21 protein-coding genes are annotated in these 24,485 nt (G+C 68.7%); 14 read left to right on the forward strand and 7 right to left on the reverse strand.

All coding sequences use genetic code 11. From position 1 onward, the window contains the following. Positions 1-33 precede the first annotated feature (33 nt). Complete coding sequence (locus MOQ72_RS12090) at positions 34-1,194, forward strand: NAD-dependent formate dehydrogenase (RefSeq protein WP_242183111.1); 1,161 nt, start codon at positions 34-36, stop codon at positions 1,192-1,194. A gap of 54 nt (positions 1,195-1,248) precedes the next feature. Here MOQ72_RS12090 and MOQ72_RS12095 read toward each other — a convergent pair whose 3' ends face one another. Next, on the reverse strand, positions 1,249-2,712 hold the full coding sequence (locus MOQ72_RS12095; protein WP_242183113.1) for a CehA/McbA family metallohydrolase: 1,464 nt from the start codon (positions 2,710-2,712) through the stop codon (positions 1,249-1,251). A gap of 260 nt (positions 2,713-2,972) precedes the next feature. Between MOQ72_RS12095 and MOQ72_RS12100 the strand changes: the two genes are divergently transcribed. Next, complete coding sequence (locus MOQ72_RS12100) at positions 2,973-4,430, forward strand: DHA2 family efflux MFS transporter permease subunit (RefSeq protein WP_242183115.1); 1,458 nt, start codon at positions 2,973-2,975, stop codon at positions 4,428-4,430. Between the two features lie 10 nt (positions 4,431-4,440). Here the strand turns inward: MOQ72_RS12100 and MOQ72_RS12105 are convergent, their stop codons facing one another. The 3 genes from MOQ72_RS12105 to MOQ72_RS12115 form a co-directional block, all read right to left on the reverse strand. Further along, positions 4,441-5,496 carry an LLM class flavin-dependent oxidoreductase gene (locus tag MOQ72_RS12105; protein ID WP_242183117.1) on the reverse strand — a complete coding sequence of 352 codons (1,056 nt, stop codon included), beginning with the start codon at positions 5,494-5,496 and terminating at the stop codon, positions 4,441-4,443. Beyond that, complete coding sequence (locus tag MOQ72_RS12110) at positions 5,496-6,020, reverse strand: SRPBCC family protein (protein WP_242183119.1); 525 nt, start codon at positions 6,018-6,020, stop codon at positions 5,496-5,498. The genes MOQ72_RS12105 and MOQ72_RS12110 overlap by 1 nt, the downstream gene beginning before the upstream one ends. A 129-nt stretch (positions 6,021-6,149) precedes the next feature. Then, positions 6,150-6,647, reverse strand: a complete 498-nt coding sequence (locus tag MOQ72_RS12115) for a winged helix-turn-helix transcriptional regulator (protein WP_242183121.1) — start codon at positions 6,645-6,647, stop codon at positions 6,150-6,152. A gap of 316 nt (positions 6,648-6,963) precedes the next feature. Here MOQ72_RS12115 and MOQ72_RS12120 point away from each other — a divergent pair, with 316 nt between their 5' ends. Further along, a complete protein-coding gene (locus MOQ72_RS12120; protein ID WP_242183123.1) occupies positions 6,964-7,521 on the forward strand; it encodes a TetR/AcrR family transcriptional regulator in 558 nt (185 codons plus the stop codon). 76 nt (positions 7,522-7,597) lie between these two features. After that, positions 7,598-8,416: an aldo/keto reductase gene (locus MOQ72_RS12125; protein ID WP_242183125.1), complete on the forward strand. Its 819-nt coding sequence runs from the start codon at positions 7,598-7,600 to the stop codon at positions 8,414-8,416. Between the two features lie 4 nt (positions 8,417-8,420). On the opposite strand, the gene MOQ72_RS12130 is transcribed toward MOQ72_RS12125, so the two are convergent. Both MOQ72_RS12130 and MOQ72_RS12135 read right to left on the reverse strand, forming a co-directional pair. Next, positions 8,421-9,005 carry a thiamine pyrophosphate-dependent enzyme gene (locus tag MOQ72_RS12130; RefSeq protein ID WP_242183128.1) on the reverse strand — a complete coding sequence of 195 codons (585 nt, stop codon included), beginning with the start codon at positions 9,003-9,005 and terminating at the stop codon, positions 8,421-8,423. Continuing rightward, entirely contained in the window at positions 9,002-9,553 is a 552-nt protein-coding gene (locus tag MOQ72_RS12135) for a thiamine pyrophosphate-binding protein (protein WP_242183130.1), read from the reverse strand. The genes MOQ72_RS12130 and MOQ72_RS12135 overlap by 4 nt, the downstream gene beginning before the upstream one ends. A 344-nt stretch (positions 9,554-9,897) precedes the next feature. Here MOQ72_RS12135 and MOQ72_RS12140 point away from each other — a divergent pair, with 344 nt between their 5' ends. The 10 genes from MOQ72_RS12140 to MOQ72_RS12185 all read left to right on the forward strand — a co-directional run bounded on the left by MOQ72_RS12140 (position 9,898) and on the right by MOQ72_RS12185 (position 22,952). After that, positions 9,898-10,914, forward strand: coding sequence for a Bug family tripartite tricarboxylate transporter substrate binding protein (locus MOQ72_RS12140; protein ID WP_242183132.1), 1,017 nt, complete (start codon positions 9,898-9,900; stop codon positions 10,912-10,914). Between the two features lies 1 nt (position 10,915). Continuing rightward, entirely contained in the window at positions 10,916-11,395 is a 480-nt protein-coding gene (locus tag MOQ72_RS12145; protein ID WP_242183134.1) for a tripartite tricarboxylate transporter TctB family protein, read from the forward strand. 5 nt (positions 11,396-11,400) lie between these two features. Then, positions 11,401-12,915 carry a tripartite tricarboxylate transporter permease gene (locus tag MOQ72_RS12150; RefSeq protein ID WP_242183136.1) on the forward strand — a complete coding sequence of 505 codons (1,515 nt, stop codon included), beginning with the start codon at positions 11,401-11,403 and terminating at the stop codon, positions 12,913-12,915. Positions 12,916-12,940: 25 nt separating this feature from the next. Beyond that, positions 12,941-14,527 carry a sensor histidine kinase gene (locus tag MOQ72_RS12155; protein ID WP_242183138.1) on the forward strand — a complete coding sequence of 529 codons (1,587 nt, stop codon included), beginning with the start codon at positions 12,941-12,943 and terminating at the stop codon, positions 14,525-14,527. Further along, the gene (locus tag MOQ72_RS12160; protein ID WP_242183140.1) at positions 14,524-15,180 is read left to right on the forward strand and encodes a response regulator; all 657 of its coding nucleotides are present in this window, start codon (positions 14,524-14,526) and stop codon (positions 15,178-15,180) included. The genes MOQ72_RS12155 and MOQ72_RS12160 overlap by 4 nt, the downstream gene beginning before the upstream one ends. Before the next feature lie 96 nt (positions 15,181-15,276). After that, complete coding sequence (locus MOQ72_RS12165; protein ID WP_242183142.1) at positions 15,277-16,068, forward strand: FkbM family methyltransferase; 792 nt, start codon at positions 15,277-15,279, stop codon at positions 16,066-16,068. Beyond that, a complete protein-coding gene (locus MOQ72_RS12170) occupies positions 16,065-17,750 on the forward strand; it encodes an ArnT family glycosyltransferase (RefSeq protein ID WP_242183144.1) in 1,686 nt (561 codons plus the stop codon). The genes MOQ72_RS12165 and MOQ72_RS12170 overlap by 4 nt, the downstream gene beginning before the upstream one ends. Positions 17,751-17,777: 27 nt before the next feature. Continuing rightward, complete coding sequence (locus MOQ72_RS12175) at positions 17,778-19,697, forward strand: acyl-CoA dehydrogenase family protein (RefSeq protein ID WP_242183146.1); 1,920 nt, start codon at positions 17,778-17,780, stop codon at positions 19,695-19,697. A 218-nt stretch (positions 19,698-19,915) separates the two neighbouring features. After that, entirely contained in the window at positions 19,916-21,982 is a 2,067-nt protein-coding gene (locus tag MOQ72_RS12180) for a TRAP transporter permease (RefSeq protein WP_242183148.1), read from the forward strand. Beyond that, positions 21,972-22,952 carry a TAXI family TRAP transporter solute-binding subunit gene (locus tag MOQ72_RS12185; RefSeq protein WP_242183151.1) on the forward strand — a complete coding sequence of 327 codons (981 nt, stop codon included), beginning with the start codon at positions 21,972-21,974 and terminating at the stop codon, positions 22,950-22,952. The genes MOQ72_RS12180 and MOQ72_RS12185 overlap by 11 nt, the downstream gene beginning before the upstream one ends. A gap of 229 nt (positions 22,953-23,181) precedes the next feature. Here the strand turns inward: MOQ72_RS12185 and MOQ72_RS12190 are convergent, their stop codons facing one another. Continuing rightward, positions 23,182-24,396 (reverse strand): MFS transporter, encoded by a 1,215-nt coding sequence (locus tag MOQ72_RS12190; protein ID WP_242183152.1) that lies wholly within the window; start codon positions 24,394-24,396, stop codon positions 23,182-23,184. Positions 24,397-24,485 lie beyond the last annotated feature (89 nt).

Raw genomic sequence — 24,485 nt, forward strand, 5'->3', positions numbered from 1 at the left:
GGCACCTGGAAGAACGATCTCGGGAGCCGAACCATGGCAAAGGTGCTGTGCGTCCTCTATGACGATCCGGTGGACGGATACCCGACCACCTACGCGCGGGACGACCTGCCGCGCATCGAACGCTATCCCAGCGGCCAGACCCTGCCGACGCCCAGCGCTGTCGACTTCACGCCGGGCCACCTGCTCGGCAGCGTGTCGGGCGAGCTGGGACTGCGCAAGTTCCTGGAAAGCCAGGGCCACACCCTGGTGGTCACCTCCGACAAGGACACTGCGGACTCCACGTTCGACCGCGAACTGGTGGACGCGGATGTGGTGATCTCCCAACCGTTCTGGCCCGCTTACCTGACCGCGGAACGGATGGCCAAGGCGAAGAACCTGAAGCTGGCGATCACCGCGGGCATCGGTTCGGACCACGTCGACCTGGATGCCGCGATCCAGCACGGCGTCACGGTGGCGGAGGTGACCTACTGCAACAGCATCAGCGTCGCCGAGCACGTGGTGATGATGATCCTCTCGCTGGTGCGCAACTACCTGCCCTCCCACAAGTGGGTGCTCGACGGCGGCTGGAACATCGCCGACTGCGTCGCGCGCTCCTACGACGTGGAAGGCATGCACGTCGGCACCGTCGCCTCCGGTCGGATCGGGCTCGCGGTGCTGCGCCGCCTGGCGCCGTTCGACGTGCACCTGCACTACACCGACCGGCACCGGCTGCCGGAGGAGGTCGAGCGGGAGCTGAACGTCACCTTCCACCCGAGTGCCGCGGACATGGTGCCATTCTGCGACGTGGTCACCATCAACGCGCCGCTGCACCCGGAGACCGAAGGGCTGTTCGACGACGAGATGCTGGCGTCCATGAAACGCGGCGCCTACCTGATCAACACCGCCCGTGCCCGGATCGCGGACCGCGACGCCGTGGTCCGCGCCCTGGAGAGCGGGCAGTTGGCCGGGTATGCCGGTGACGTGTGGTTCCCGCAGCCCGCACCGGCGGACCACCCGTGGCGGACCATGCCGCACCACGGCATGACCCCGCACATCTCGGGCAGCTCCCTGTCGGCCCAGGCCCGCTACGCCGCTGGTACCCGGGAGATCCTGGAAGCCTGGTTCGCCGGAACACCGATCCGAGACGAGTACCTGATCGTCGACCGCGGGAAGTTGGCCGGAACCGGCGCCCACTCCTACTCGGTCACCCGCTGACCGGGTACCCGTCGGCTGGACCGCCGCGACCACCGGGGAACCGGCGGTCGCGGCTCACCTGCCCAGGAAGATGGGATTCGTCATCGCCACCATCGCGCTGGCTCGGCGCACCTCGGCCCGCACCCAGCGCGTGTACCGCGGGTAGGCGGTCCAGCTCGTGGTCAGCGAACCGGTGGCCGGTACCGCCGCCGAATGCTGCGGTCCGACCTGGTCCAGCAGCCGCACCGTGGTGCCCGGTACGCCGCTGACGGTCAGTTCGAAGGTCACCGGGGTACCGGTGTCCACCGGCAGCCGCTCCCCGATGCCCACCGTGCGGCCGCCGCCGGTGGCCGTGAAATTCAGTTGCACGGCTGCGGATTCGGCCAACCACGAACGCCCCGCGCGCAGTCCGGCGAGCAGCGCTTCGCGCCGCAGGCTGTCCGCGAGGACCACGGTTTGCGGGCTGCCGACGGTGTGTTCCGGGTTGTGCGCGTCGGAGTTGCCGATCAGCGGGATCCAGTGACCGGTGCGCAGCAGCCCGTCCCAGTGGTGCACCGCCGCTTCCTCTTCCTCAGTCCAGCCCTGGTTCCACACCTCGACGAGATCCGCCAGCTCGTAAGCGAATTCGTAGGTGCAGCCGAAGCAACTGGCGAACGGGTGCGCGGCGGTCACCAAGCCGCCCGCCTGGTGCACCTGGTCGACGAACCGCCGGAAGCTGCGCGCGTCGTCGGCGCGGTACCGCCAGTCGATCCAGGCGCCCGGTGGCAGCCCGATCGCGGGCCAGTGCCCGGAGCGGGTGGTGACCTCTTCACCGTTGAGGATCAGCAGGTCGTCGGTCGCGTGCTCGCCCCACTGCAGCGATGCCGACGGCGTGTTGTGTTCGGTGGAGGTGATGAAGTCCAGCCCGGCGGCTCGTGCGGCAGCGACGAGTTCCTCGGGGCTCCGGCGCCCGTCGGAGTGCACGGTGTGCAGGTGGCAGTCCCCGCGGTACCACGCGCGTCCCCGGTCGCGGGCCGGTGCGGTCTCAGGTGCCGGGTTGGGGCGGGTCGGCGGACCGGGTGGTCCGAACCGCAGCGTGATGTCGACGCGGTAGTTCATGCCCTGCGGGGCGACGGTGTACGGGCCGAGGATGACGTGCCAGGTGCCCGCGGTGATCGGACCGGCCAGGTAGCCGGGTGTCGCGGTGGTGGCGTTGATCGTGAAGCGATCGCGGAAACCTCCGGACCAGCCGCGGAACCCGCGCGCATTGCCCAGTTCATGCCCTTCCGGGCCGAAGATGCCGATGTCGCAGGCGTTTCCGCGAGTGCCGGGCGGAACTGTTGGCTTGTCGTAGGAGTAGCTCACCTCGATCTCGGCCACCCCGCGCGGCACCTCGACCGGGAGGTAGAACCAGTCCTCGATGCTCGGCCCGAACGTGCCGGTGACGGTGCGGGTCTGGTCTCCGTCGGCTTGCGCCGCGAAGGCCACGCCCGGCAGCAGGTTCGCCGCCGCGACGACGCCCCCGGCGGCCAGGAAACCGCGCCTGCTCAGCAGATCCACTCCTACCTCCCACGCTCGAAGTGCCAAGAATCTAGCTGGGCGGAACCGACCAGAACCAACACGCCGGGTGAACCCGACGCGGCCAGCGGACGAACTCCCCGGCCGCGGCCGGGGCGGCGCAGTGATCGGCCAAGCACATTGACAGAGTGAGTCTGCTTATAGAACTATCGAGGTAGACGCGGGTTTTGGGTGCGCCGAGGCGTTCATTTCGAATCATCGGAGCAGCTGCACCGGTACCACTGACCAACTGGAAGAGGACCATGGACGATTCCCAGGCCGGGCCGGAGCTCTGCTGCGCCGACTCGAAACCGACGTCGACAGTGCAACGCGCGTTGCCGCAGCCGCGCGCCGATCAGCGCCCGACAACGGTTCTGCTCCTCGCCTCGGCAGGAGCGTTCCTGGCCAATCTCGGGTTGTTCATCGTCAACATCGCGCTGCCGGACATCCGCCAGTCCTTCGCCGGAACGGACCTGGCCGGAGTGGCATGGGTCCTCAACGCCTACACGGTCGTGTTCGCCGCGCTGCTCACCCCGGCAGGTCGCCTCGCTGACCGGTACGGCCGACGGCTGGTGTTCCTGATCGGAGCAGTGGTCTTCACCGTCGCCTCGGCCGCCTGCGCCGCTGCCGTCTCGGTTCCGCTGCTGGTGGCGTTCCGCGCCGTGCAGGCCATCGGCGCGGCCCTGATGATCGCCACCTCGTTGGCGCTCATCCTCGCGGCGTTCCCGCCGGCCAAGCGGACGACCGCGGTCGGGTTCTGGGCAGCGATCAACGCGCTGGCCGCGACCACCGGGCCGCCGATGGGTGGCCTGCTGGTCGAGCTGTCCTGGCGCTGGGTCTTCCTGGTCAACCTGCCGATCGGCGTGCTGATCCTGCTCATCGGGCCACGGGTGCTGGCGGAGCGCAAGGCGCCGACCGCTGGCATGCCCGACGCGCTCGGCGCGGTCGGACTCGTGCTGGGAGTCGGCGCGCTGACGTGGGCGTTCGTCGAGGCTGGCGCGCTCGGCTGGACCGGCGGCGCGGTGCTCGCCGCGTTCGGCGTGGCGGCGCTGTCGCTGGCCTGGGTGGTTTGGCGCTCGATGCGCCACCAGGTACCCGTGCTGGACCTCCACGCACTGCGGGTTCCGAGTTTCGGCTTGGCTTGCGCTGCGATGCTGCTGTTCTCGGCCGGTTTCGGCGCCATGGTCTTCGGCAATGTCCTGTTCCTGACCGGGATCTGGCACATCTCGGCAGCAGTGGCCGGGCTGATGCTCGTGCCCGGAGCGCTCGCGGTGGTCGTGACCGCACCGCTGGGCGGACGCCTGACGGACCGGTTCGGTTCTGGCCCCGTCGTGGCCGCCGGAGGCATCGTTTTCGCCGTTGGCGCGGCGTGGTGGATCTGGTTGCTCGATTCGACCGCGGACTTCACCAGTGGGCTGCTGCCCGGACAGGTACTCGCGGGCATCGGCATCGGCCTGCTTATGCCGAGCCTCAACGGCGTGGTCGGCTTGACGCTCCCGGCGCCTCGCTGGGGTGCGGGATCGTCGATGATCAACACCTCGCGACAGGTCGGCATCGCGCTGGGAACCGCGGTCACGGTCGCGCTCTACGGCAGCGAACTGAGCCTTCCGGGCTTCCAGCACAGCTGGCTGCTCATCATCGCCACCACGCTCGCGACAGCGGTGGCCGGATTCATCATCGCCGCACAACGCGCGAACCCGAGCACATCAGATCCACAGTAGACTCGTCCACTCAGGACGGTGCCACTTCGTGGACGAGGTCGATCGCGCGAGCGAGCGTGGTCAGCCGCGCGTCGAGGGTGTCACCAGCGGGGTACAACCGAACGGTGTCCACTCCGGCGTCCTGCCACACGCGCAACCGTTCGCGGACCATGTCCTCGGTGCCGAGCAGCGTGGTGCCGAGCACCATCTCGTCGGTGACCAGATCAGCGGCGCCCTCGCGGTCACCAGCCTGCCACCGCTGCCGGACCTCGGCGGCGACTTCGGACCAGCCCTGGCGACTGTAGGCGTTGTGGTAGAAATTCGTGCTGGCCGAGCCCATCCCACCCAGGCTGAAAGCCAGTTTCTTCTTGCGGCTGACCAACATCTCCCGCAGCTCGTCCTCATCGGCGGCGAAGGCCACTTCCGCGCCTTGGCAGACATCGAGGTCGGCGCGCGTCCGCCCGGCCTCCGCAAGACCGGCGTCCAGGTGCGCGAAATAGGCTTCCGCGGCACCCTCCGGCACGAAGCTGGTGCCCAGCCAGCCGTCCGCGATCCGCCCGGTCAGCCGGAGCAACGCGGGCGACAGGGCGGCGAGGTAAAGCGGGATGTCGTGTTCGGCGCGCATCGACAGGCGCATCGGCCTCGCATCACCGCCGGGCAGCGGGATCTGGAACTGGTTGCCGGAGAACGCGATCTTCTCGCCCGCGATCGCCTGTCGGATGATCTCCACGGTCTCGCGCATCCGCATCAGCGGCCGGGCGAAGGCAACACCGTGCAGGCCCTCGATCACCTGCGGCCCGGACGGCCCCACCCCCAGCAGGAACCGGCCCCGCGACAGTTGCGACACGGTGATCGCCGCCTGCGCGATCGCCACCGGAGTCCTGGTGCCCAACTGCATGATCCCGGAGCCGAGCAGCATGTGGTCGGTCCGCGCCGCCAGGTATCCCAGGAACGACGGTCCGTCCGAACCCCACGCCTCAGCCACCCAGCAGACGTCCAGCCCGAGCTTCTCCGCCTCCACCGCGAATTCGACCGGCTCGGACCAGTTGTCACCGCCCGACGCTTCGATCGTGGTGGCCGTGCGCATCAGGCGTCCACCCGCGCCGCGCCCTCGGCCAGCTCCTTGATCGCCTCGACCGTCGCGGTCATGTTCCGCTCGAACTCCCGCATCCGCACGAACACGATCTTCTGCTCCTTCTCCGGCATCCGGTCGATCGCCAGCGACAGCCCGGACCGGCCCGGCCCCATCCGCATCCACTCCTGCAGCCACGTCCCGCCATCGGCCGACTCGACGGTGAACCGCCACCGCGCCGATGGAGCGTCGAAGCCCTGCACCTCCCAGGCGAACACCCGCGGTGGTTCGAACTCGACCACGCACGACGTCGTCGACCACTCCCCCAGCGCTTCGTGCGTGCTGCGACCGACGAACCGGGCGCCGAGCGCCGGACAGGTAGCCCCGTCCACCCACTCGATCGACTGCAACTCCGCGCTCAGGCTCGGCATCAGGTCGACATCGGAGACGAGTTCCCACACCCGCCGCGGTGCGGCGTCGACCCACGTCCGCACCTGGGCCGTCGGTCCGTCCGCGTACCGCGCGCCCGTCCACTCCATCTCGGCCGACCTCCTCGTCACCGCCGGAAGACCGCTCGGAAAATGGTGCCGACCACGAGAGTTGCGTAACAAAACTCGCGTGTCAAGGCGGACTGCCGACCGCGGCCGACAACGTTCGAGGCCGACGTCTCAGCGCGCGAACCGCCGCTGCACGTCCGGACGCTGCGCGAGCCGCGGCGGATAGCCCGGCCCCATCCGCTTGGTCGTGTCCGCGGCCGTCAACGGCTCCCCGCAGACCGCGCACACCACCTCGGCATGCGTGTCGTGTCCGCACTTCTCGTGGTGCAAGGTGACCGGCGGCCCCTCCTCGCCCGCGAGCCACTTGTCGCCCCACCGCGACATCGTGACGAGCACGCCGTGGAAATCGCGCCCCTTCTCGGTGAGCACGTAGTCGTAGCGCACCGGATTGCTGTCGTACTGCTGCTTCTCCAGCAACCCCTCGTCCACCAGCCGCCGCAACCGCTCCGAGAGCGTGTTGCGGGCGATGCCCAGTTCCTGCTGGAACTCGTCGAACCGGCGGATCCCGTAGAAGGACTCACGCAACACCAGCGGCGTCCACCAGTCACCCAGCAAGTCCATCGTCCGCGCGATCGAGCACGGCCACCGTGCGAAAGAGGTACGCCTCATCCACCCAGACTACAAGTCTCACGACAAAACCCACCAGGTAAGGCCAGGTCGCGCGACCGACGCGGCACCCGTGGCCAGCGAGCGCACATCGGATTCCTGATGGGCGGTAGTGGATTTTCGATTGGTCCAGCGATGCCGGTCCGGTCTATGGTCGATGCCGTCACTGCTGACAAGATGTGCACAGATCGTCAGACCGCCAGATCGGGAAAGTTGAGGAATGGCAGAGATCTTGTTCGTGCGGCCCGCGGCTACCACAGGACGTCGACCCAGCGCCCCACCGGCCAGCGCGCCGCGGAGAAGGCGCTAGGTTGAGCCGATGGGTGGTGATCGGCTGGCGGAAGTTCTGGACGCCACCTACGACTGCCTCACCCGCTTCGGCGTCCGGCGCACCACGATGGACGACATCGCCACGGCGGTGGGCATGTCGCGGTCGGCCGTCTACCAGTACGTCCGCAACAAGGACGACGCGGTGCGGCGAGTCGCCGGGCGGTTGCACGACCAGGCGCTGGCCCGAGCCGAGGCCGTGGCCAGCACCGAGTTGCCCCCGGCCGACCGGGTGCGCGGCATCCTGCAGGCCAAGCTGGACCTCGTGCTGGCGCTCGCCGGAGCGTCGCCGCACACCGCCGAGCTCCTCGACGCCAAGGCGAGGCTCTACGGCGACATCTGCACCGACTTCACCACTCGGCTGCGACAACTGCTGGCCGAGGTGTTCACCGAGGCCGGGATCAGCACCGTCGAGCCCACCGAGGCAGCCGACATCGGCATCGCCCTCGTGGTCGGCCTCGAATCGACCCACGACGCGCGGCGCCTGCTCGGTCCGGCGACCGAGGCCCTGCTGACCGGACTGCTGGGCGCGCCCGACGCCGCCCGCTGATCGGCTCCCCATCGACCGCTCGCGCCGCTGCCGCGCGTCGAATTCCCGCACACCACAACGAGAAGAAGGCAAAACCATGCAACACGTCACCCTCAACAACGGCGTCACCATGCCCCAGCTGGGCTTCGGTGTCTGGCAGGTTCCGGACGACCAAGCCGAAGCAGCGGTCACCACCGCCTTCGAAGCTGGTTACCGCGCCATCGACACCGCCCGCATCTACGGCAACGAGGCGGGTGTCGGGCGTGCCGTCCGCGCTTCGGGCCTGCCGCGGGAGGACGTGTTCCTCACCACCAAGCTGTGGAACGACGACCAGGGCTACGACGCCACGCTCAAGGCATTCGACGCCAGCCTGGCACGCCTCGGCACGGACTACGTCGACCTGTACCTGATCCACTGGCCAGCCCCGGCGCGGGACAGCTACGTCGATTCGTACCGCGCGATGGAGAAGATCTACGCCGACGGCCGCGCCAAGGCGATCGGCGTCTCCAACTTCACCACCGACACGTTGGACCGGCTGCTGCGGGAGACGAGCGTCGTGCCGGTGCTCAACCAGATCGAGCTGCACCCCTACTTCGCGCAAAGCGAGCTGCGCACCCTCGGCGCCGGACGCGGCATCGCCACCGAGGCGTGGAGCCCGCTCGGCCAGGGCAAGGGGCTGCTCGACGAGCCCGTCCTCGCGCGCATCGCCGAGAAGCACGGCAAGTCCGCTGCCCAGGTCGTCATCCGCTGGCACCTGCAGCTCGGGAACGTGGTGATCCCGAAGTCCGTGACGCCGTCCCGGATCGAGGAGAACATCGACGTCTTCGACTTCACCCTCGACGACGCGGACCTGCACGCCATCGCCACCCTCGACCGCGGTGGCCGCATCGGCGGCGACCCGGCCACCGTGAACTAGCCGATCAGTCCACAGCGGACAGGCGCGGTACCAACCACTGCCGGAACCGGGCGCCGAGCACCACCGGATCCTCCAGCAGCAACGGGATTCCCGACGTGTTGCCCGGCTCGATGCGGGTGTGGATCAACATCGGACCATCGGATTCGAGCGCCTTCGCCAACGAAGCGCGCAGCGAGTCGACGCTGTCGGCGCGCAGCACTTCGAGGTCGCATGCCTCGGCGATGCGACCGAGGTCCAGCCGTTGCGCCTGCGTCGGGATGTCGGCGGTCGAGGCGTAGGTGCCGTTGTCCAGCAGCAGCACGACCAACGGCTTGGGCAACAGGTATCCCGCGGTGGCCAGCGCGCCCAGGTTCATCAGCAGTGAGCCGTCACCGTCGATGGTGACCACCTTCGACACCGCGGTGCCTTCGCAGGCCAACGCCAGGCCGGTGCCGACCGAGGTGGTCAGGCCCATCGCGTCGAGCAGGTAGAAGTGGTTCGGGCGATCGGCCACGGCGGCGAGTTCCCGGCTCGTCGCCGCGCAGGTGGCCACCACCGGCACCTCGGCGGTCAACGCCACAGTGGCACGCAGGGCTTCGATGCGCTTCATGCTGCGTTCTTCTCCTCGGTGGCGTCGAAGAATTCCATCAGCACCACGACCGGCCGGAACGTCATCCGGGCGTGCTTGCCCGCTTCGGCGACGGTGCCGCGCCAGTCCTCGGGCGAGTCCCGACGGTCCACTGTGAACACCGGGATCGCGGTCGCCGACAGCACCGCTGGCACCGCGCCGGAAATGCTGTGGATCATCGAGTTGTACTCGCCGAGACCGCCGCGGGTGTTCGCCACGATCAGCAACGGCAGGTGGTAGGACAGCGCGAAGGTGGTCAGGGCGGTCAGCGCATTGCCGAAACCGTTGTCCTGCATGACGATCGCGCCGAACTTCCCCGCCAGCGGCAGTGCGCCGATGATGCCCACGGCCTCCTCCTCGCGGGACACCGGGAACACCCTCGGGCGCTCGGTACCGGCCGCCGGGTCGGTGCGCTCCAACTCGGTGATGATCGGCGCGATGCTGTTGGACGGGACGTAGGCGACGAAGTCGCAGCCCAGGTCCCGGATCGCGGCCGCGACCCCGGACCGCCGTTGTTCGATCCTGCTCATGCTTCCCTTTCCGACGACACCGTGGCCGCCTGCCATGATGCGCGATCTGGCGCGCCAAGAGCGCGTCAATCCACCCTTTGCCGCAACAACGAATTCTGGCGGAAACGCGGCCGGAGAAAAAGCCCGAGCGCGGCTGACCGGACCGAGCCGAACACCGTACCTGCCGGAACAGTGCAGGACAACGGCTGTCATCTAGCAGTTCACCTGATAGATTCGGCTCCGCGCAACACGATATGTCCACTCAGGATCGCCGAGTCCGATTCGGTTGCAGCTGACGTCGTACCTCCGCTGCCGAGTCCACCAACCGGTTCTCGTTCTGCCCGCAGCACGAGAAGGGACGGTCGATGTTGAACAGAGCCATCGCTTCCGGCACCGCCAAGCCGACGAAGAAGATCGCGGCGGCCGCCGCACTGCTCGCCGCGCTCGTGCTGCCGGTGGCCTGCGGTTCCGGAGCGAAGTCGGCGTCGGACTACCCCTCCGACGAGATCCGGCTGATCGTGCCCTACACCCCCGGCGGGCCCACCGACCTCGCGGCGCGCACCATCGGCGACTACTTCCACCGCAGCATGGGTCAGCCGGTGGTGGTGGAGAACATGCCCGGTGCGGCCGGTTCGATGGCGATGAACGAGCTGGTGTCCAGCAAACCCGACGGCTACACGATGACGCTGGTCGCGGCTCCGTCGAGCGTGGTCACGCCGTTGATCCAGGACGTCGGCTACGGGCCGGGCGACTTCGAGACGGTCGGGGTGATCACCGAAATGCCGTCGGTGCTCTCGGTCGGCCCCGGGTCGAGGTTCAGCACGGCCGAGCAGTTCTTCGCCGAGGCCAAGGCCCGCCCGCAGCAGCTCAAGGTGGGCGTGCCGGGTGCGACGACCTCGCAGGCCATCGAGCTGCGCCGGTTGGCCGACGAGTACGGGGTGCCGGTGACCGTGGTGCCGTTCAACGGCAACATCGAGATGATCCCGGCGCTGCTCGGTGGCAACGTCGACGCGCTGTTCTCCAACCTCTCCGAGGACGTCCGCGCGCAGTTCGACGCGGGCGCGTTCCGGCCGCTGGCCATCAGCCCCCGCGACCGCGTCGACTACCTGCCGCAGGTGCCCACCCTCTACGAACTCGGCTTCCAGAACCTCACCTACAGCACCTCGCTGTTCGGGCTCGGCGTGCCCAAGGGCACCCCGCCGGAGATCATCGACGAGCTGGAGCAGACCCTGCGGGCCGGACTCCAGGATCCGCAGGTGCGCGAGCAGCTCGACGAGGCGTACGTCCCCGACCAGTTCATCGACCGCAACGCGTTCCGGGCCAAGCTGGACGAGATCGTCCAGGTCTACGGCCCGGTGGCCAAGCGGATCGGGGGGAACTAGGTTGGCCACCCGCGAACCGGGCCGCCGCCCCGGTTTCGCGCACCGCATCGGCGGCGTCGTGGCGCTGCTGGTGGGTGTCTTCTTCACGGTGCAGGCCGCGATGCTCCCGCTCGGCGACTTCGCCCGGCCGGGGCCGGGGCTGTGGCCGCTGCTGGTCGGACTGGTCATGATCGGCGCCTCGATCCTGGTGCTGTGCACCGATTCCGGCGCCGACCACGAGCCGTTCACCGCATCGGCGCGCTACGTGGCCTTCGGCGTCGCGGGACTCGCGGTGTTCGTCACCGCGTTCAACTACCTGGGTTTCATCCTGCCCGCGCTGGTGACGTTCACCTGTTGGCTGCGGTTGCTGGCCCGCGAGTCGTGGCGGACCGCGCTGCTGCTCGGGGTCGTGCTCACCGCCCTGTTCTACGTCCTGTTCGTGCCGGTGCTGGGTGTGCCGTTCCCGCAGGACGTGGTGGCGTCGCTGTGGGGAGGTGACTGACCGCGATGGGGTTCGAATCGATCCTGACCGGGTTCGAGGTCGTCTTCGCGCCGGAGAACCTGCTGTACGTGTTCCTGGGCGTGCTGATCGGCACCGTCATCGGCGTTCTGCCGGGGCTGGGGCCGACCGCGACCATCGCGCTGCTGCTGCCGCTGACCTACGGCATCGAGCCGGAGTCGGCGGTCATCATGCTCGCCGGGATCTACTACGGCTCGATGTACGGCGGGACCATCACCTCGGTGCTGCTGCAACTGCCCGGCGAAGCCGCGTCGGTGGTCACCACCTTCGACGGGTACCAGATGGCCAAGCAGGGCCGGGCCGGTCCCGCGTTGGGCATCTCGGCCATCGGGTCGTTCATCGGCGGAACCGCGGCGGTGATCGGGTTGACGCTGTTCGCCCCGCTGCTCGCGTCCTTCGCGGTCCGGTTCGGCCCACCGGAGTACACCGCGCTCACCGTGCTGGGCATCCTGCTGGTCACCTACCTGGGCACCAAGTCGGTGCCCAAGAGCCTGGTGGCCGCCGCGCTCGGCTTGTTGCTGGCCGCCATCGGGCAGGATCCGATCGAGGGCACCGCGCGGTTCACGCTGGGCATGACCGACCTGTTGGACGGGTTGGACTTCGTCGCGATCGCGATGGGCCTCTTCGGCGTCGGCGAGGTGCTCTACAACCTCGAACGCGGCACCGGAGGCTCGATGGTCACCGAGAAGATCGGCCGGTTGTGGCCGACGATGCGGGACTGGGCGGCGTCGCGGGGCGCGATCCTGCGCGGTTCGGTCCTGGGCTTCGTCATCGGCGTGCTGCCCGGTGGCGGCGGTGTGGTTTCCTCGCTGGCCTCATACGCCTTGGAGAAGCGGCGGTCGCGGCATCCCGAACAGTTCGGCACCGGCGCCATCGAAGGTGTCGCGGGTCCGGAGACGGCGAACAACGCCTCGTCGGCGTCGGCGTTCATCCCGTTGCTGACCCTCGGCATTCCGTCGAACGTGGTGCTGGCGTTGATCTACGGTGCGCTGCTGATGCAGAACATCACGCCCGGACCGCAGCTGGTGTCGCAGCACCCGGAGATCTTCTGGGGCGTGATCGCCTCGATGTACCTGGGCAACTTGATCCTGCTGGTGCTCAACCTGCCGCTGGTCGGGGTGTTCGTGCAGTTGCTGCGGTTGCGGGTCGGGATCCTCGGCGCGATCGCGGTGATGGTCACGATGGTCGGCGTTTTCAGCATCAACAACGACATCTTCGACATGTGGGTCGTGCTGGTGTTCGGGGTGCTGGGCTACCTGATGCGCAAGTCCGGTTTCGAGCCGGGTCCGCTGGTGCTGGCCTTCGTTCTCGGCGCGATCATGGAACGCTCGTTCCGGCAGTCGATGCTGCTGTCCAACGGCGACCTCGGCATCTTCGTGACCCGGCCCATCTCCGGCACGATCGTGCTGATCGCGCTGGCGCTGATCGCCTTCTCGACCTACCGATTCGTGCGCGCCCGCCGCAGGACGCCCGAACCCAGCGCGGAGAACATCACCCGCTGACCACACCCTCTCGTAGGCTGGGGGCGTGTCGGAGAGCGGGAGTCGGTTCGCGGATCGGCTTCGCCTGTTCTTCGCGCAAGTGCGGCCGCCGACCCGCCGCGCGACCGTCGTCGACGGTGCGCTGCTCGTGGCAGCGCTGGTGGTCTCGGTGGGCGGCGCGATCGCGTATCCGGTTTCGGCACCTGAACCGTGGCTTCCGGTCAAGCTCGCCGCGCCGGTCGTCCTAACGACGATGGCGGTGGTGCTGCGTCGTCGCTTCCCGGTCGTGAGCGTGCTGTCAGCCGCAGTGGCCGCCGCGCTGCTTCCTCCTGCACTGCCCCTGCTCATCGGCATGAGCTACGCGGCCGGTTATCGAGTCGCGCGGGTCGAGAACGCCCTTGCTGGACTGGCGCTCGCTGCGGTGCTCTACCCGTTGACCAGTTGGCTCGCCTACGGAACCGCCTACCTCAGCAGCGACGCCAGAACCGGCCTGTACCTCTTCCTCTGGTTGGGCATGACCGTGCTGCTGGGGCGGTATCGGCGCCAGCGCAGAGATCTCGCGGTGGGCGGGTGGGAACGCGCCGAACAGCTCGAATCCGAGCGGGCCTTGGTCGCGGAGCAGGCGCGCCACGCCGAGCAGCTGCGAATTGCCCGCGACATGCACGATTCACTCGGCCACGAGCTGAGCCTGATCGCGTTGCAAGCGGGTGCCCTGGAGCTGGACAAATCGTTGGACCCGCGGCACCGGGAACTCGCGGGCAAGCTGCGGTCCAACACCTCCACGGCCATGGAACGGCTCCAGGACGTGATCGGGCTGCTGCGGGAAGACACCGGCTCGGCGACGACCGGCGGGATCGACGAGCTCGTCGAACGCGCGACCGAGGTCGGAGTGGCCGTTGGGCTCCGGCGCGAGGGCGATCCGCACCGCGTGCCGTCGGAGGCCGCGGAGGTAGTGCGTCGGGTTGTCCAGGAATCGCTGACCAACGCCCTGAAGCACGCGCCGGGAAGTCCAGTCCACATCAGACTCACCTACGGCGGGGACCGGGTCGAGGTCGAGGTGACCAACCCGGCACCGACGCCGCGGGAAGTCCGCTCCGGTGGTCACGGGCTGACCGGGCTCGCGGAGCGGGTTCGGCTCGCAGGTGGGACGCTGCGAACTGACCACCAGGTCGGCGAATTCCGCCTCACCGCGACGATCCCGCATCGCTCCAGCGGCCCTGCGCCCGGAGCCGACCGGCCATCGGTGGATCCCGAACGCCGCACCGGCAGCGAGGCATCCACGGCCCTGCGCCGGTTCCGCCGCAGGGTGCGCGCGACGGTGGTCGGTCCATTGATCGCCGTCGCGTTGGTACCGATGGGGCTGCTGCTGTTCACCAACTACCTCGAAATCCGGGACACATCGATGCCGGCCCCGGACTACGAGGTGCTTCGGATCGGGATGGCCGAAGCGGCCGTGCGAGCCCGATTGCCTCCCCACGAGTCCCCAGCCGCCGAGCAGTACGATCGGCTGCCCAGACCGACCGGGGCGAACTGCCTGTACTACGGCCAGCGCATCGGCTTCGGTACCGAAGGTTTCTACCGGCTGTGCTTCTCGTCCGGGAAGCTGATCGCGAAGGATGTCGTCGAACAGTGATCCGAGTGGTGGTCGCGGATGACGAGGCGCTGATCCGGGCGGGTATCCAGGCGGTGCTAGGCAACGACGACGACATCGAGGTGGTGGGTGACGCGGCCGATGGCCGTCAGGCCGTCGAGCTCGTGCTGCGCCACCGCCCGCAGGTCGCCGTCCTGGACATCCAGATGCCGGAGCTCGACGGGATCGCCACCACCGCCGAGGTGCTCCGGCTGGCGCCAGCGACAGCCGTGGTCATCTTGACCACCTTCGGCGACGACGAGTACATCGCCGGAGCTCTTGCCGCCGGTGCAACCGGATTCGTGCTGAAAGCCGGTGATCCGCGGGAACTGCTGCAGGCGGTCCGGGCGGTGACCGACGGAGCGGCGTTCCTCTCGCCGCGCATCGCCCACCGGGTCATCAAGAAGCTCACCGCGACCGATCAGCCCCGCCACCGCAGAGCGGCCGAGCAGATCGCGGAACTGTCCGATCGGGACCGGGATGTGCTGGCCCTGCTCGGGCGCGGACTGCCGAACGCGGCCATCGCCGCCGAGCTGAACCTGACCGAGGGCACGGTGAAGGTCTACGTCAGCTCGTTGCTAGCCAAGCTCGGGGTCGAAAACCGGGTCCGGGCCGCAATCCTGGCGTACGAAGCCGGACTGGTCGAACAGGGCTGAAACTTCCCGATCGGCCAGCCCGATTAACTTCGGTTAATCGCGACTGTTGACTTCCACCAATGTTTTCAGGGCTCGGCTCGCTGCTGGAATTTCCGCATGGCAATGGTGAAATCCCAGAATTCAGCCCTACCGGGATCGGAAATCCGCAGCAGGCGGTTGGCCGGTGCAGCTGCCCTGATCCGGTTCTGCTCCCGCTGGTCGTGGTTCGTGGAACGAGAAATCGGATTCCTGGACGGTTTCGTGCGGCCGGGCTCGGTGTGCATCGATGCGGGCGCGTCGTACGGGAGCTATTCGCTTCCGCTGGCGCACCGGGTCGGTGTGACCGGACGCGTGCACAGCGTTGAGCCCATTCCGGTTTCCGCGCGGTTGCTGTCGCGCTTCGCCCGGCTGTGCGGAGCGACGAACGTCGTGGTCCACCGAGCGGCGTTGGGCCGGACCGGCGGCACCGGGCACATGAGCCAGCCCCGCCGGTTCGGCGTCGCGGTGAGCACGCGGAGCTTTCTGACCACGGACAGCCGGGGCCGGGGTGCCAACGCGGGGTTCCCGGCCGAGCGGCTGATCGGCACCCGCGTCACGAGCATCGATCAGATCCGCGACGACCACGGCCTCACCGGGGTTGACTTCATCAAGGCCGACGTGGAGGGCAACGAACTAGCGGTTCTCGAAGGAGCTCGCGAGACCCTGGCGGCACACCACCCGGTGCTGTTGCTGGAAATAGAACAGCGACACGTCGAGAAGTACGGCGCCAAGGCCGATGACGTCCCGGCCTGGTTGGCGGACTACGGCTACACCATGTACGTGCTGCGCCGCGACCAGTGGCAGCCAGCCGAGCGAATCACCGGAGCTTTTCGCAACTACCTCTTCACAACCGAGGTCGACGCGTCATGAAAACCATGTCGCAGCAGGAGAAGAGCATCCGTCACGAGTCGTCTCGCGCACCACGCGCGCTCGTCGGGTTCGCGAAAGGGCCGCTGTTGCTCATCTTCGCCGCCGTGGTGCTGGTGTTGCTGGCGACCAGCGGTCGCTACGGCTACTTCGCCGACGAGCTCTACGCGTTGGCCGCCGGGCGGAGGTTGGACTGGGGGTACGCGGACCAACCTCCACTGGTTCCGCTGCTGGCGGTTGCCATGGACACGTTGCTGCCCGGTTCGGTGGTGGCTTTGCGGATTCCGGCGGCGCTGGTGACTGGCGCGGGAGTGTTCGTCGTGGCGCTGTTGGCCCGCGAGTTCGGTGGTGACCGTCGTGCGCAGGCGCTCGCGGCTGGCGCGTGGGCTGTCACCGTCCAGTTCGTCAGCGCTGGGCACATGCTCGTGACCTGGGCGTTCGATCCGTTCCTGTGGGCGGTGATCACGTGGCTGCTGGTGCGCTGGACCAGGCTTCACCACGAGGGCCGAGCAGCGGACGGCCTGCTGTTGTGGGCCGGAGTCGTGACGGCGGTCGCGTTGCAGGTCAAGTTCCTGATCCCGGCGTTCTGGGCATGCGCGGTCCTTGCGGTGGTCGCGACCGGGCCGCGCGAGCTGCTGCGTCGCCCGATGCTGTGGTGCGGGGCGGCGACCGCGCTGATCACCACGGTCCCGACGCTGGTCTGGCAGCACACCCACGGGTGGCCGCAACTGCGCATGCCCACCGCCATCGCCGCCGAGAACTGGTACGGCTGGCTGTTCGTGCCCTTGGCAGTGACTTGCGCTGGCGCGGTCGGTGCGGTCCTCGTCTGCTATGGACTGTGGCACCTCTTGTCCGCACCGGAACTGCGGGCCTATCGCTACTTGGGTTGGACCGCCCTCGGCGTCACCGCGGTCTTCTTCCTCGCCGAAGGCAGGCCGTATTACGTCGCCGGGCTGTACGGCCTGCTCTACGCCGTCGCGTCCGTCGGACTGCAGCGCCGTCGGGAAGCTGGGGCCCGACAGCGGTGGGTCGCCTGGCCCGCGTTCGGGGCGTCGGCGTGCCTGGCGCTCGCGGCGTTGCCGATCTTGCCCGCATCCGCGATCTCGCCGCACGACGTGTTCAGCAGGGGCAGCGTCGGATGGCCCAAGATCACCGCGATCGTGGCCGACACCTACCACCGCCTGCCGAGCGATCGCCAACGGACCACGGCCGTCCTCACCCACGACTACTGGTCGGCCGCCGCTCTCGATCGCTACGGCCCCGAGTTCGGAGTTCCGCGCCCCTACAGCGGGAGCCGGGGGTTCTGGTACCTGGGCCAGCCGCCAGACGACGCCGAGCAGGTCGTCTACCTCGGCGGCAACGAGCGCTACCTGCGCGCCTTCTTCCACGAGGTCCGGTTGGCGACCACCGTGCACAGCGGCCTGGAGGTCGAGACCTACTACGAGGGCACGCCCGTCTGGCTCGCCGCTGGCCCGAAGCAACCCTGGCCCCGGCTGTGGCCCCAGCTCAGGCGGTTCGGCATCTTCGACGGTTCCACCGGGTCCGGCAACGACGTCCCCGGAGGGGACGGTGCGCGCCACCTGGCGATGTCCCCGGACCGGGCGAATGCGGTGGGCGGCAGCCACGACCGGGTCATGACAGGTGTCGCGGGTTACCGCCCGGTAGTACCGTGGTGTGACCGGTAACACACGCTTGACCGGTAGGGGGAAGCGATGACCACATTCGCCAACAGCCACTCGACGCAGGTCGATGCCCAGCAGGCCCGGCAGGTCGCCGAAGAAGCCCGCGAAACCCGGTGGGACCGGCCGAGTTTCGGCAAGGAGCTGTTCCTCGGCAGGTTGCGGCTCGACCTGATCGACCCGATGCCCGAGGGCCGGGCCTGCCCCGAAGGCGAGGCGTTCCTCGAACGGCTGCGCGAATTCTGCGAAACCAAGGTCGACACCCACCAGATCGAGCGCGACGCCTGGATTCCGGACGAGGTGATCAACGGCCTGAAGGACATCGGCGCCTTCGGCATCAAGATCCCCGCCGAGTACGGCGGCCTGGGCCTGCCCGCGGTCTATTACCACCGGGCGCTGATGCTGGTCGCCACGGCCAACCCGTCGATCGGCGCCCTGCTGTCCGCGCACCAGTCGATCGGCGTACCGCAGCCGGTGAAGATGTTCGGCACCGAGGAGCAGAAGCGGCGGTTCCTGCCCCGTTGCGTTCGCGAGATCACCGCGTTCCTGCTCACCGAACCGGACGTGGGCAGCGATCCGGCGCGGCTGGCCACCAGCGCGGTGCCCAGCGAGGACGGCCGGAGCTACACGCTCAACGGGGTCAAGCTCTGGACGACCAACGGGGTGCTGGCCGATCTGCTCGTGGTGATGGCGCGGGTGCCGCGCTCCGAGGGGCATCGCGGCGGGGTCACCGCCTTCGTCGTGGAGGCCGATGCCGACGGCATCACCGTGGAGAACCGGAACTCGTTCCTCGGGCTGCGCGGCATCGAGAACGGCGTGACCCGGCTGCACGACGTGGTCGTGCCCGCGGCCAACCGGATCGGACGCGAGGGCGACGGCCTCAAGATCGCGTTGACCACATTGAACACCGGACGCCTGTCGCTGCCCGCGATGTGCGCCGCCGCCGCGAAGTGGTGCGTGCTGATCGCCCGCGAATGGTCGGCGAACCGGGTCCAGTGGGGGCGGCCGATCGGCGAGCACGAGGCGATCTCCGACAAGGTCTCGTTCATCGCCGCCACGGCCTTCGCGCTGGAAGCGGTGCTCGAAGTCTCCGGGAGGCTGGCCGACGCCGACCGGCACGACATCCGCATCGAAGCGGCGCTGGCCAAGCTCTACGCCTCCGAGCAGTCCTGGTTGATCGCCGACGAACTGGTGCAGATCCGCGGCGGACGCGGCTACGAGACGGCCGACTCGCTGGCCGCGCGCGGCGAACGCGGGGTGCCCGCCGAGCAGCTGCTGCGCGATATGCGGATCAACCGGATCTTCGAGGGCTCCAGCGAGATCATGAAGCTGCTGATCGCCCGCGAAGCGGTCGATCAGCACCTGTCGGTGGCTGGCGACATCATCGACCCGAAGGCCGACCTGTCCCGCAAGGCCCGCGCCGCGGCCCGCGCAGGCGGGTTCTACGCGCGGTGGCTGCCGACGCTGGTCGCGGGCCGCGGGCAGTTGCCGCGCGGTTTCGGCGAATACGGCCCGCTGGCCGGGCATCTGCGGTTCGTGGAGCGCGCCAGCCGTCGCATCGCGCGGCAGACCTTCTACGGAATGTCGCGCTGGCAAGGCAAACTGGAACACCGGCAGCTCTTCCTCGGCCGCATCGTGGACATCGGCGCGGAGCTCTACGCGATGAGCGCCAGTTGCGTGTTCGCCCGCTCGGCAGGCCAGGATCCCTCGGCGGTCGAGCTGGCCGACGCGTTCTGCCGCCAGGCGCGCCGCCGCGTCGAGACGCTGTTCCGGCAGCTGTGGCACAACACCGACGCCGCCGACCGGGGGCTCGCACGGCAGGTCCTGGACGGCCGGTACTGCTGGCTGGAGGACGGAATCCTGGACACCTCCTCGCCCGGACCGTGGATCGCCGAGGCGCTCGACGGTCCGTCGCAACGCAGGAACCTCCGGCGGACGGTGCCCCGCGCCTGACGCCCGGCGGTCCACAGTGCAGTCCAACGGTCGCCCCTATTGACCCAGCCGAGTGACGGCAGTTACATTCCCGCAGCAAAAATGACTTTTGCACGGTGAGAGCGGGAGCGGATGGCTGACTGGCATCGATTGGGATTCATGGTGCCCCGAGGCGGCTCCGGCCGAACCGCCGTCACGCGCTTGTCTGCCCACCGCCGACGGGGCAGAAGGGCGAGCGAATGAGTCAGGCGACGCGGCCTGAGCACGACGACGAGCGCCGCGACGGCGCGCGGACCGATGTCGGCGAGATCGTCGCCGCGCACGACGAGGAACGTCCGGCCCGGCAGTTGTCCCGCCGACCGGACCTGTTGGTCTACCTGGCCGCCCTCGCGGTCGCGGTGCTGGTGCTCAAGCAGGTCTTCTACCCGCTCACCAAGGGCAACCAGTACTACCTGGTGATCTTCCTCGGCTGCACGCTGCCGCTGGTCTTCCTGTGCTACCGACCGGGCGGGCGCCGCCCGAAGGGCGACCGCGACGACCCCGCGTGGTACGACTGGGCGCTGTCGGTGGTCGCGCTGCTGGTCGGGTTCTACCCGGTGCTGCCGTTCCCCTCCGGCGGTTTCGACGAATTCCTCAACCGGCAGGGTAGTCTGTCCACTTTGGACGTGGTGGCCGGTGCGCTGCTGCTCCTGCTCGTTCTCGAAGCGACCCGGCGCACCACCGGTTGGATCCTGCCGGTGATCTGCGTGGCGTTCATCGGCTTCGCCTACTACGGCGGATATCTCCCGCAGAACTGGGGAATCGCGCACGCGGGCGTGGATTTCAACCAGATCATCAACGCGCTCTACAACGATGCCAGCGGTTTCTACGGCACCCCGCTGGACGTCGCGGCGAGCTACATCGTGCTGTTCACCATCTACGGTGCGGTGCTCAACGCCTCCGGCGCGGGCCAGTTCTTCGTCGACTTCTCCTTCGCCGCGTTCAAGCGCTCGCGCACCGCGCCGGGCCGCACCACGGTGCTGTCCGGTTTCCTGCTCGGCACCGTGTCCGGGTCGGGCACCGCGACGGCGGTCAGCCTCGGCGCGATCACCTGGCCGATCCTGCGCCGCGCTGGCTATCCGCAGGACAACGCGGGCGGTCTGCTGGCGGCCTCCGGCATCGGCGCGATCCTCTCGCCACCGACGCTCGGTGCGGCGGCGTTCATCATCGCCGAATACCTCCAGACCTCCTACCTGTCGGTGCTGATCTGGGCCATGATTCCAACGGTGCTGTACTACCTCGGCATCGTGTTCGCGGTCGAGGCCGACGCCCGCCGCTTCGGTGCCAAGCCGGTCGACACCGAGCACGGCAGCGCCTGGCGACTGCTGCTGCGCGGCGGATACCACTTCCTGTCGCTGGCGATCATCGTGGTGTTCCTGGCCATGGACATCCCGCCGTTCGCGGCGGTGGTCTACGCGACCGGAGTGGCCGCACTGTTCGCGCTGATCTCGGGACTCGTGCAGGCCGAACACGGGCCGGGACAGGCGGTGCTGAAGTGGCTGCGGGACATCGTCGATGCGCTGTCGAACGGCGTGCGCGGCGCGCTGCCGGTGGTGGCGGTGTGCGCGGCGGCCGGGATCATCACCTCGACGATCACCAAGACCGGCCTGGGGCAGGAACTGGCGGACGCATTGGTAGAAGCCGCCCAGGCGATCACCAGCAACCCGACCGCGATCCTGGTGCTCACCGTGGTGTTCTCCGCGCTGGCCGTCGGCGTGCTCGGCCTGGCGGTGCCGGTAACGGCGTCGTTCATCATCGCCTGGGTGGTGATCGGCCCGGCTCTCGGCGCGCTCGGCGTCGCCGATGCCGAACGGGCCATGTTCATCTTCTACTACGCCGTGCTGTCCGAGGTGACCCCGCCGACCGCGCTGGCCGCGGTAGCCGCCGCCGCGATCACCGGCGGCCGGATCACCGGCACGATGATGCAGGCGTGGAAGTACACGCTGCCCGCGTTCCTGGTGCCGATCGCGTTCGTGCTGACCGACAACGGCTCGGCGTTGCTGCTGCAGAACGACCCGCTCACCGTGCTCTGGGTCGCGGCAGCGTCCATTGTGGCCGTTGCCGCGCTCAGCGTGGTGACCGGTGGTTGGCTGTTCGGTCCGGTCAGCGGCCCGGTCCGAGCGCTGTTCGCGCCGGGCGCGTTGTGCCTGCTGTACTTGGAGCCGCTGGCGGTGGCGATCGGACTCGGGTTCTGCGTGCTGGGCGTCGTCGCACAGCTGGTCCTGCGCCGCAGGGAAACGATCAAGGAGGTTCGTGATGCGGATTAAGGCATTACTGGTGACCGCCGCGGCGGCGATGCTCGTCGTGTCGGGCTGCGGCGGCAAACAGGTGCAGGACGCCCCGGCAGGTGCGGGGCAGGCTTGCGAGGCATCCGATGGCCGGTTGACGATCGCCACCGGCAACACCGGCGGCGTGTACTACGTGCTCGGCGGCGGCCTGGCCCAGCTGATCAGCAACAACACCAAACTTCGTGCCACTGCGGCGGAAACCGGCGCTTCGGTGCAGAACATCCAGCAGTTGGTGGCCGGGGACTACGACATCGCGTTCACCCTCGCCGACACCGCCGCCGACGCGGTGCAGGGCAAGGACAGCTTCGCGGGCCAGCCGCAGAAGATCCAGGCGCTGGCTCGGATCTACCCGAACTCGACGCAGGTCGTGGTGCGCGCCGACTCGGGGATCAACAGCGTCGCCGACATGCGCGGCAAGCGGATCTCGACGGGTTCGCCGAAGTCCGGCACCGAGGTGATCGCCAACCGGGTGCTGTCCGCCGCCGGGCTGAACCCGGACACCGACATCCAGGCGCAGCGCCTCGCGCTGGGCAAGGCGGTGGACGGCATGAAGTCCGGCACCGTCGACGGCCTGTTCTGGTCCGGCGGTCTGCCGACCCCGGAGATCACCGATCTGACCACGTCGCTGGGCGGTGCGGTGAAGTTCATCGACATCACCCCGCAGCTGCCCGGTCTGAAGCAGATCAGCGAGGTCTACGAGACGAGCACGATCCCGGCGGCCACCTACAAGCTGCCCGCGGACGTCCCGACGGTCGTGGTGCCCAACCTCCTGGTGGTCCGCGACGACTTCCCGGCGAACAACGCCTGCGCGATCACGAAGCTGCTCTTCGACAAGCGCGCGGACCTGGAGCAGGTCCACCCGTCGGCCAAGGAGATCACGAAGGAGAACGCCGTCAAGACCGACCCGGTCCCGCTACACCCCGGAGCTCAGCAAGCCCTCGGCGGCTGACGTTCGCGGCGAAAAGTCGTGAGGTCTCGCCGTTATTCGATCACCCCGCGCGCCCGCCACTCACTCCGCCGGGTGGGTAATGTGGCCCGGCGCGAGTCCCGTTTCATCGTCGGGGTTCGCGCCACATTCGGTTGGGGATCGCGAGCCGCCGGGTAGGGCGATCGGCTCGCCGCACGGGTGGAAGCCGCGACCGCTCGACGGGGTCGCGGACTTCCTCCCCGACCGGACCTCAACGACTCGCCACGAAGCGGCTGCGCGGGACGTAGCGGGGCACGTACCGCAGCAGCAAACCCGCGCCGAGCAGCCCGAGCACGCCCATGCCTGCTCCGGCGAACCCGACACCGATCAATGCGGTCAAACCGGACACGGTGACCGGTCCGACCGCTTGCCCGAAGTCGCCGGTGAAGCGCCAGGCGCCGAGGAAGGGAGCTGGACCGGGTTGTGGCGCGAGGTCCGCGCCGAGCGTCATCAGGATCCCGCTGCTGGTGCCGTTGGCCAGCGCCAAGCCGATCGCGACGATGGCGAACGTGGGCACGTCGGCCACTATGAACAGGGCCAGGTGGCCGATGGCCAGTCCAACCATCGACGGCACCGCGGCCCAGGTCCGGCCGAATCGGTCCATGATCTGGCCTGAACTGTACGAGAGCGCGAAATCGATCCCACCAGCGATGCCGATGATCATCGCAGTGGTCGAGGGCGGCAGTTCCGCAGCGACCGCAACCAGCGGCAACACCACCATCCGAGACGCCCGGAGCCCGCCGATCAGCGCGGCGCAGCTGCCCATCCGAAGCAGCACCCCGCGGTGACGCACCAGCGTGGCGAGCAAACCCTGGCGGTGCTCGGGCTCGGTGACCTCCTCGGCCGCCGCGGTCCCGAGGTCCTTCGTGCACAGCAGCAGGATCAGCGTGGCGACCGCGAACGCGATGTGGATCAGGAACACCGACCGCTTGTCCGGGGTCACCATCAGCACGAGCACGGACAGGAACGGGCCGATGAAGTAGCCCGCCCGGAACAGCCCGCCGAGCACGCTCAGCGCTCTGGCCCGGTAGCGCAGCGGCACGCTGGTGGTGATGAACGCGTGCCTGGCCAGCGCGAACACGGCGGTGGCCAAGCCGACGAGGAAGACGCTCGCGCCCAGCATCCACGGGCTCACCGAGAAGTAGCAGCCGAGCAGCCCCAGCACGGACACCAGGGACGCGATGATCATCGCCGTTCGCTCGCCGAGGCGGTGCACGAGCGCGCCGCTGGGCACGTCGCCGATCAGCTCGCCGACCATGATCATGGCGCCGATCAGCCCGAGCACACCCAGGCTCGCCCCCTGATCAGCCGCGATGAGCGGAATCATCGGAATGATCGCGCCTTCGCCGGTGGAGAACAACAGGGTTGGTCCGAAGGCCGCGATCGCAACGGTTCTCAGCTCGAAAGGCCGCTCGTCTGCCTGCAATGTGTTGTTGACTCCTCGCTGTGCACGCCCAAGGTCGGGCCTACTCAGCTTGCCAGACGGCGCATACCTGCGGGAACACGAGCGTGCCG

This window comes from Saccharopolyspora soli (genome assembly GCF_022678645.1).
In the GTDB taxonomy this organism is placed as follows: domain Bacteria; phylum Actinomycetota; class Actinomycetes; order Mycobacteriales; family Pseudonocardiaceae; genus Saccharopolyspora; species Saccharopolyspora soli.

Coding starts and splice junctions, on each gene's coding strand:
- MOQ72_RS12170 (WP_242183144.1), top strand. CDS start 16,065: ATGAAAACCATGTCGCAGCAGGAGAAGAGCATCCGTCACGAGTCGTCT.
- MOQ72_RS12135 (WP_242183130.1), bottom strand. CDS start 9,553: ATGAGCAGGATCGAACAACGGCGGTCCGGGGTCGCGGCCGCGATCCGG.
- MOQ72_RS12165 (WP_242183142.1), top strand. CDS start 15,277: ATGGCAATGGTGAAATCCCAGAATTCAGCCCTACCGGGATCGGAAATC.
- MOQ72_RS12180 (WP_242183148.1), top strand. CDS start 19,916: ATGAGTCAGGCGACGCGGCCTGAGCACGACGACGAGCGCCGCGACGGC.
- MOQ72_RS12185 (WP_242183151.1), top strand. CDS start 21,972: ATGCGGATTAAGGCATTACTGGTGACCGCCGCGGCGGCGATGCTCGTC.
- MOQ72_RS12120 (WP_242183123.1), top strand. CDS start 6,964: ATGGGTGGTGATCGGCTGGCGGAAGTTCTGGACGCCACCTACGACTGC.
- MOQ72_RS12110 (WP_242183119.1), bottom strand. CDS start 6,020: ATGGAGTGGACGGGCGCGCGGTACGCGGACGGACCGACGGCCCAGGTG.
- MOQ72_RS12090 (WP_242183111.1), top strand. CDS start 34: ATGGCAAAGGTGCTGTGCGTCCTCTATGACGATCCGGTGGACGGATAC.
- MOQ72_RS12105 (WP_242183117.1), bottom strand. CDS start 5,496: ATGCGCACGGCCACCACGATCGAAGCGTCGGGCGGTGACAACTGGTCC.
- MOQ72_RS12150 (WP_242183136.1), top strand. CDS start 11,401: ATGGGGTTCGAATCGATCCTGACCGGGTTCGAGGTCGTCTTCGCGCCG.
- MOQ72_RS12130 (WP_242183128.1), bottom strand. CDS start 9,005: ATGAAGCGCATCGAAGCCCTGCGTGCCACTGTGGCGTTGACCGCCGAG.
- MOQ72_RS12100 (WP_242183115.1), top strand. CDS start 2,973: ATGGACGATTCCCAGGCCGGGCCGGAGCTCTGCTGCGCCGACTCGAAA.
- MOQ72_RS12175 (WP_242183146.1), top strand. CDS start 17,778: ATGACCACATTCGCCAACAGCCACTCGACGCAGGTCGATGCCCAGCAG.
- MOQ72_RS12125 (WP_242183125.1), top strand. CDS start 7,598: ATGCAACACGTCACCCTCAACAACGGCGTCACCATGCCCCAGCTGGGC.
- MOQ72_RS12115 (WP_242183121.1), bottom strand. CDS start 6,647: ATGAGGCGTACCTCTTTCGCACGGTGGCCGTGCTCGATCGCGCGGACG.
- MOQ72_RS12140 (WP_242183132.1), top strand. CDS start 9,898: ATGTTGAACAGAGCCATCGCTTCCGGCACCGCCAAGCCGACGAAGAAG.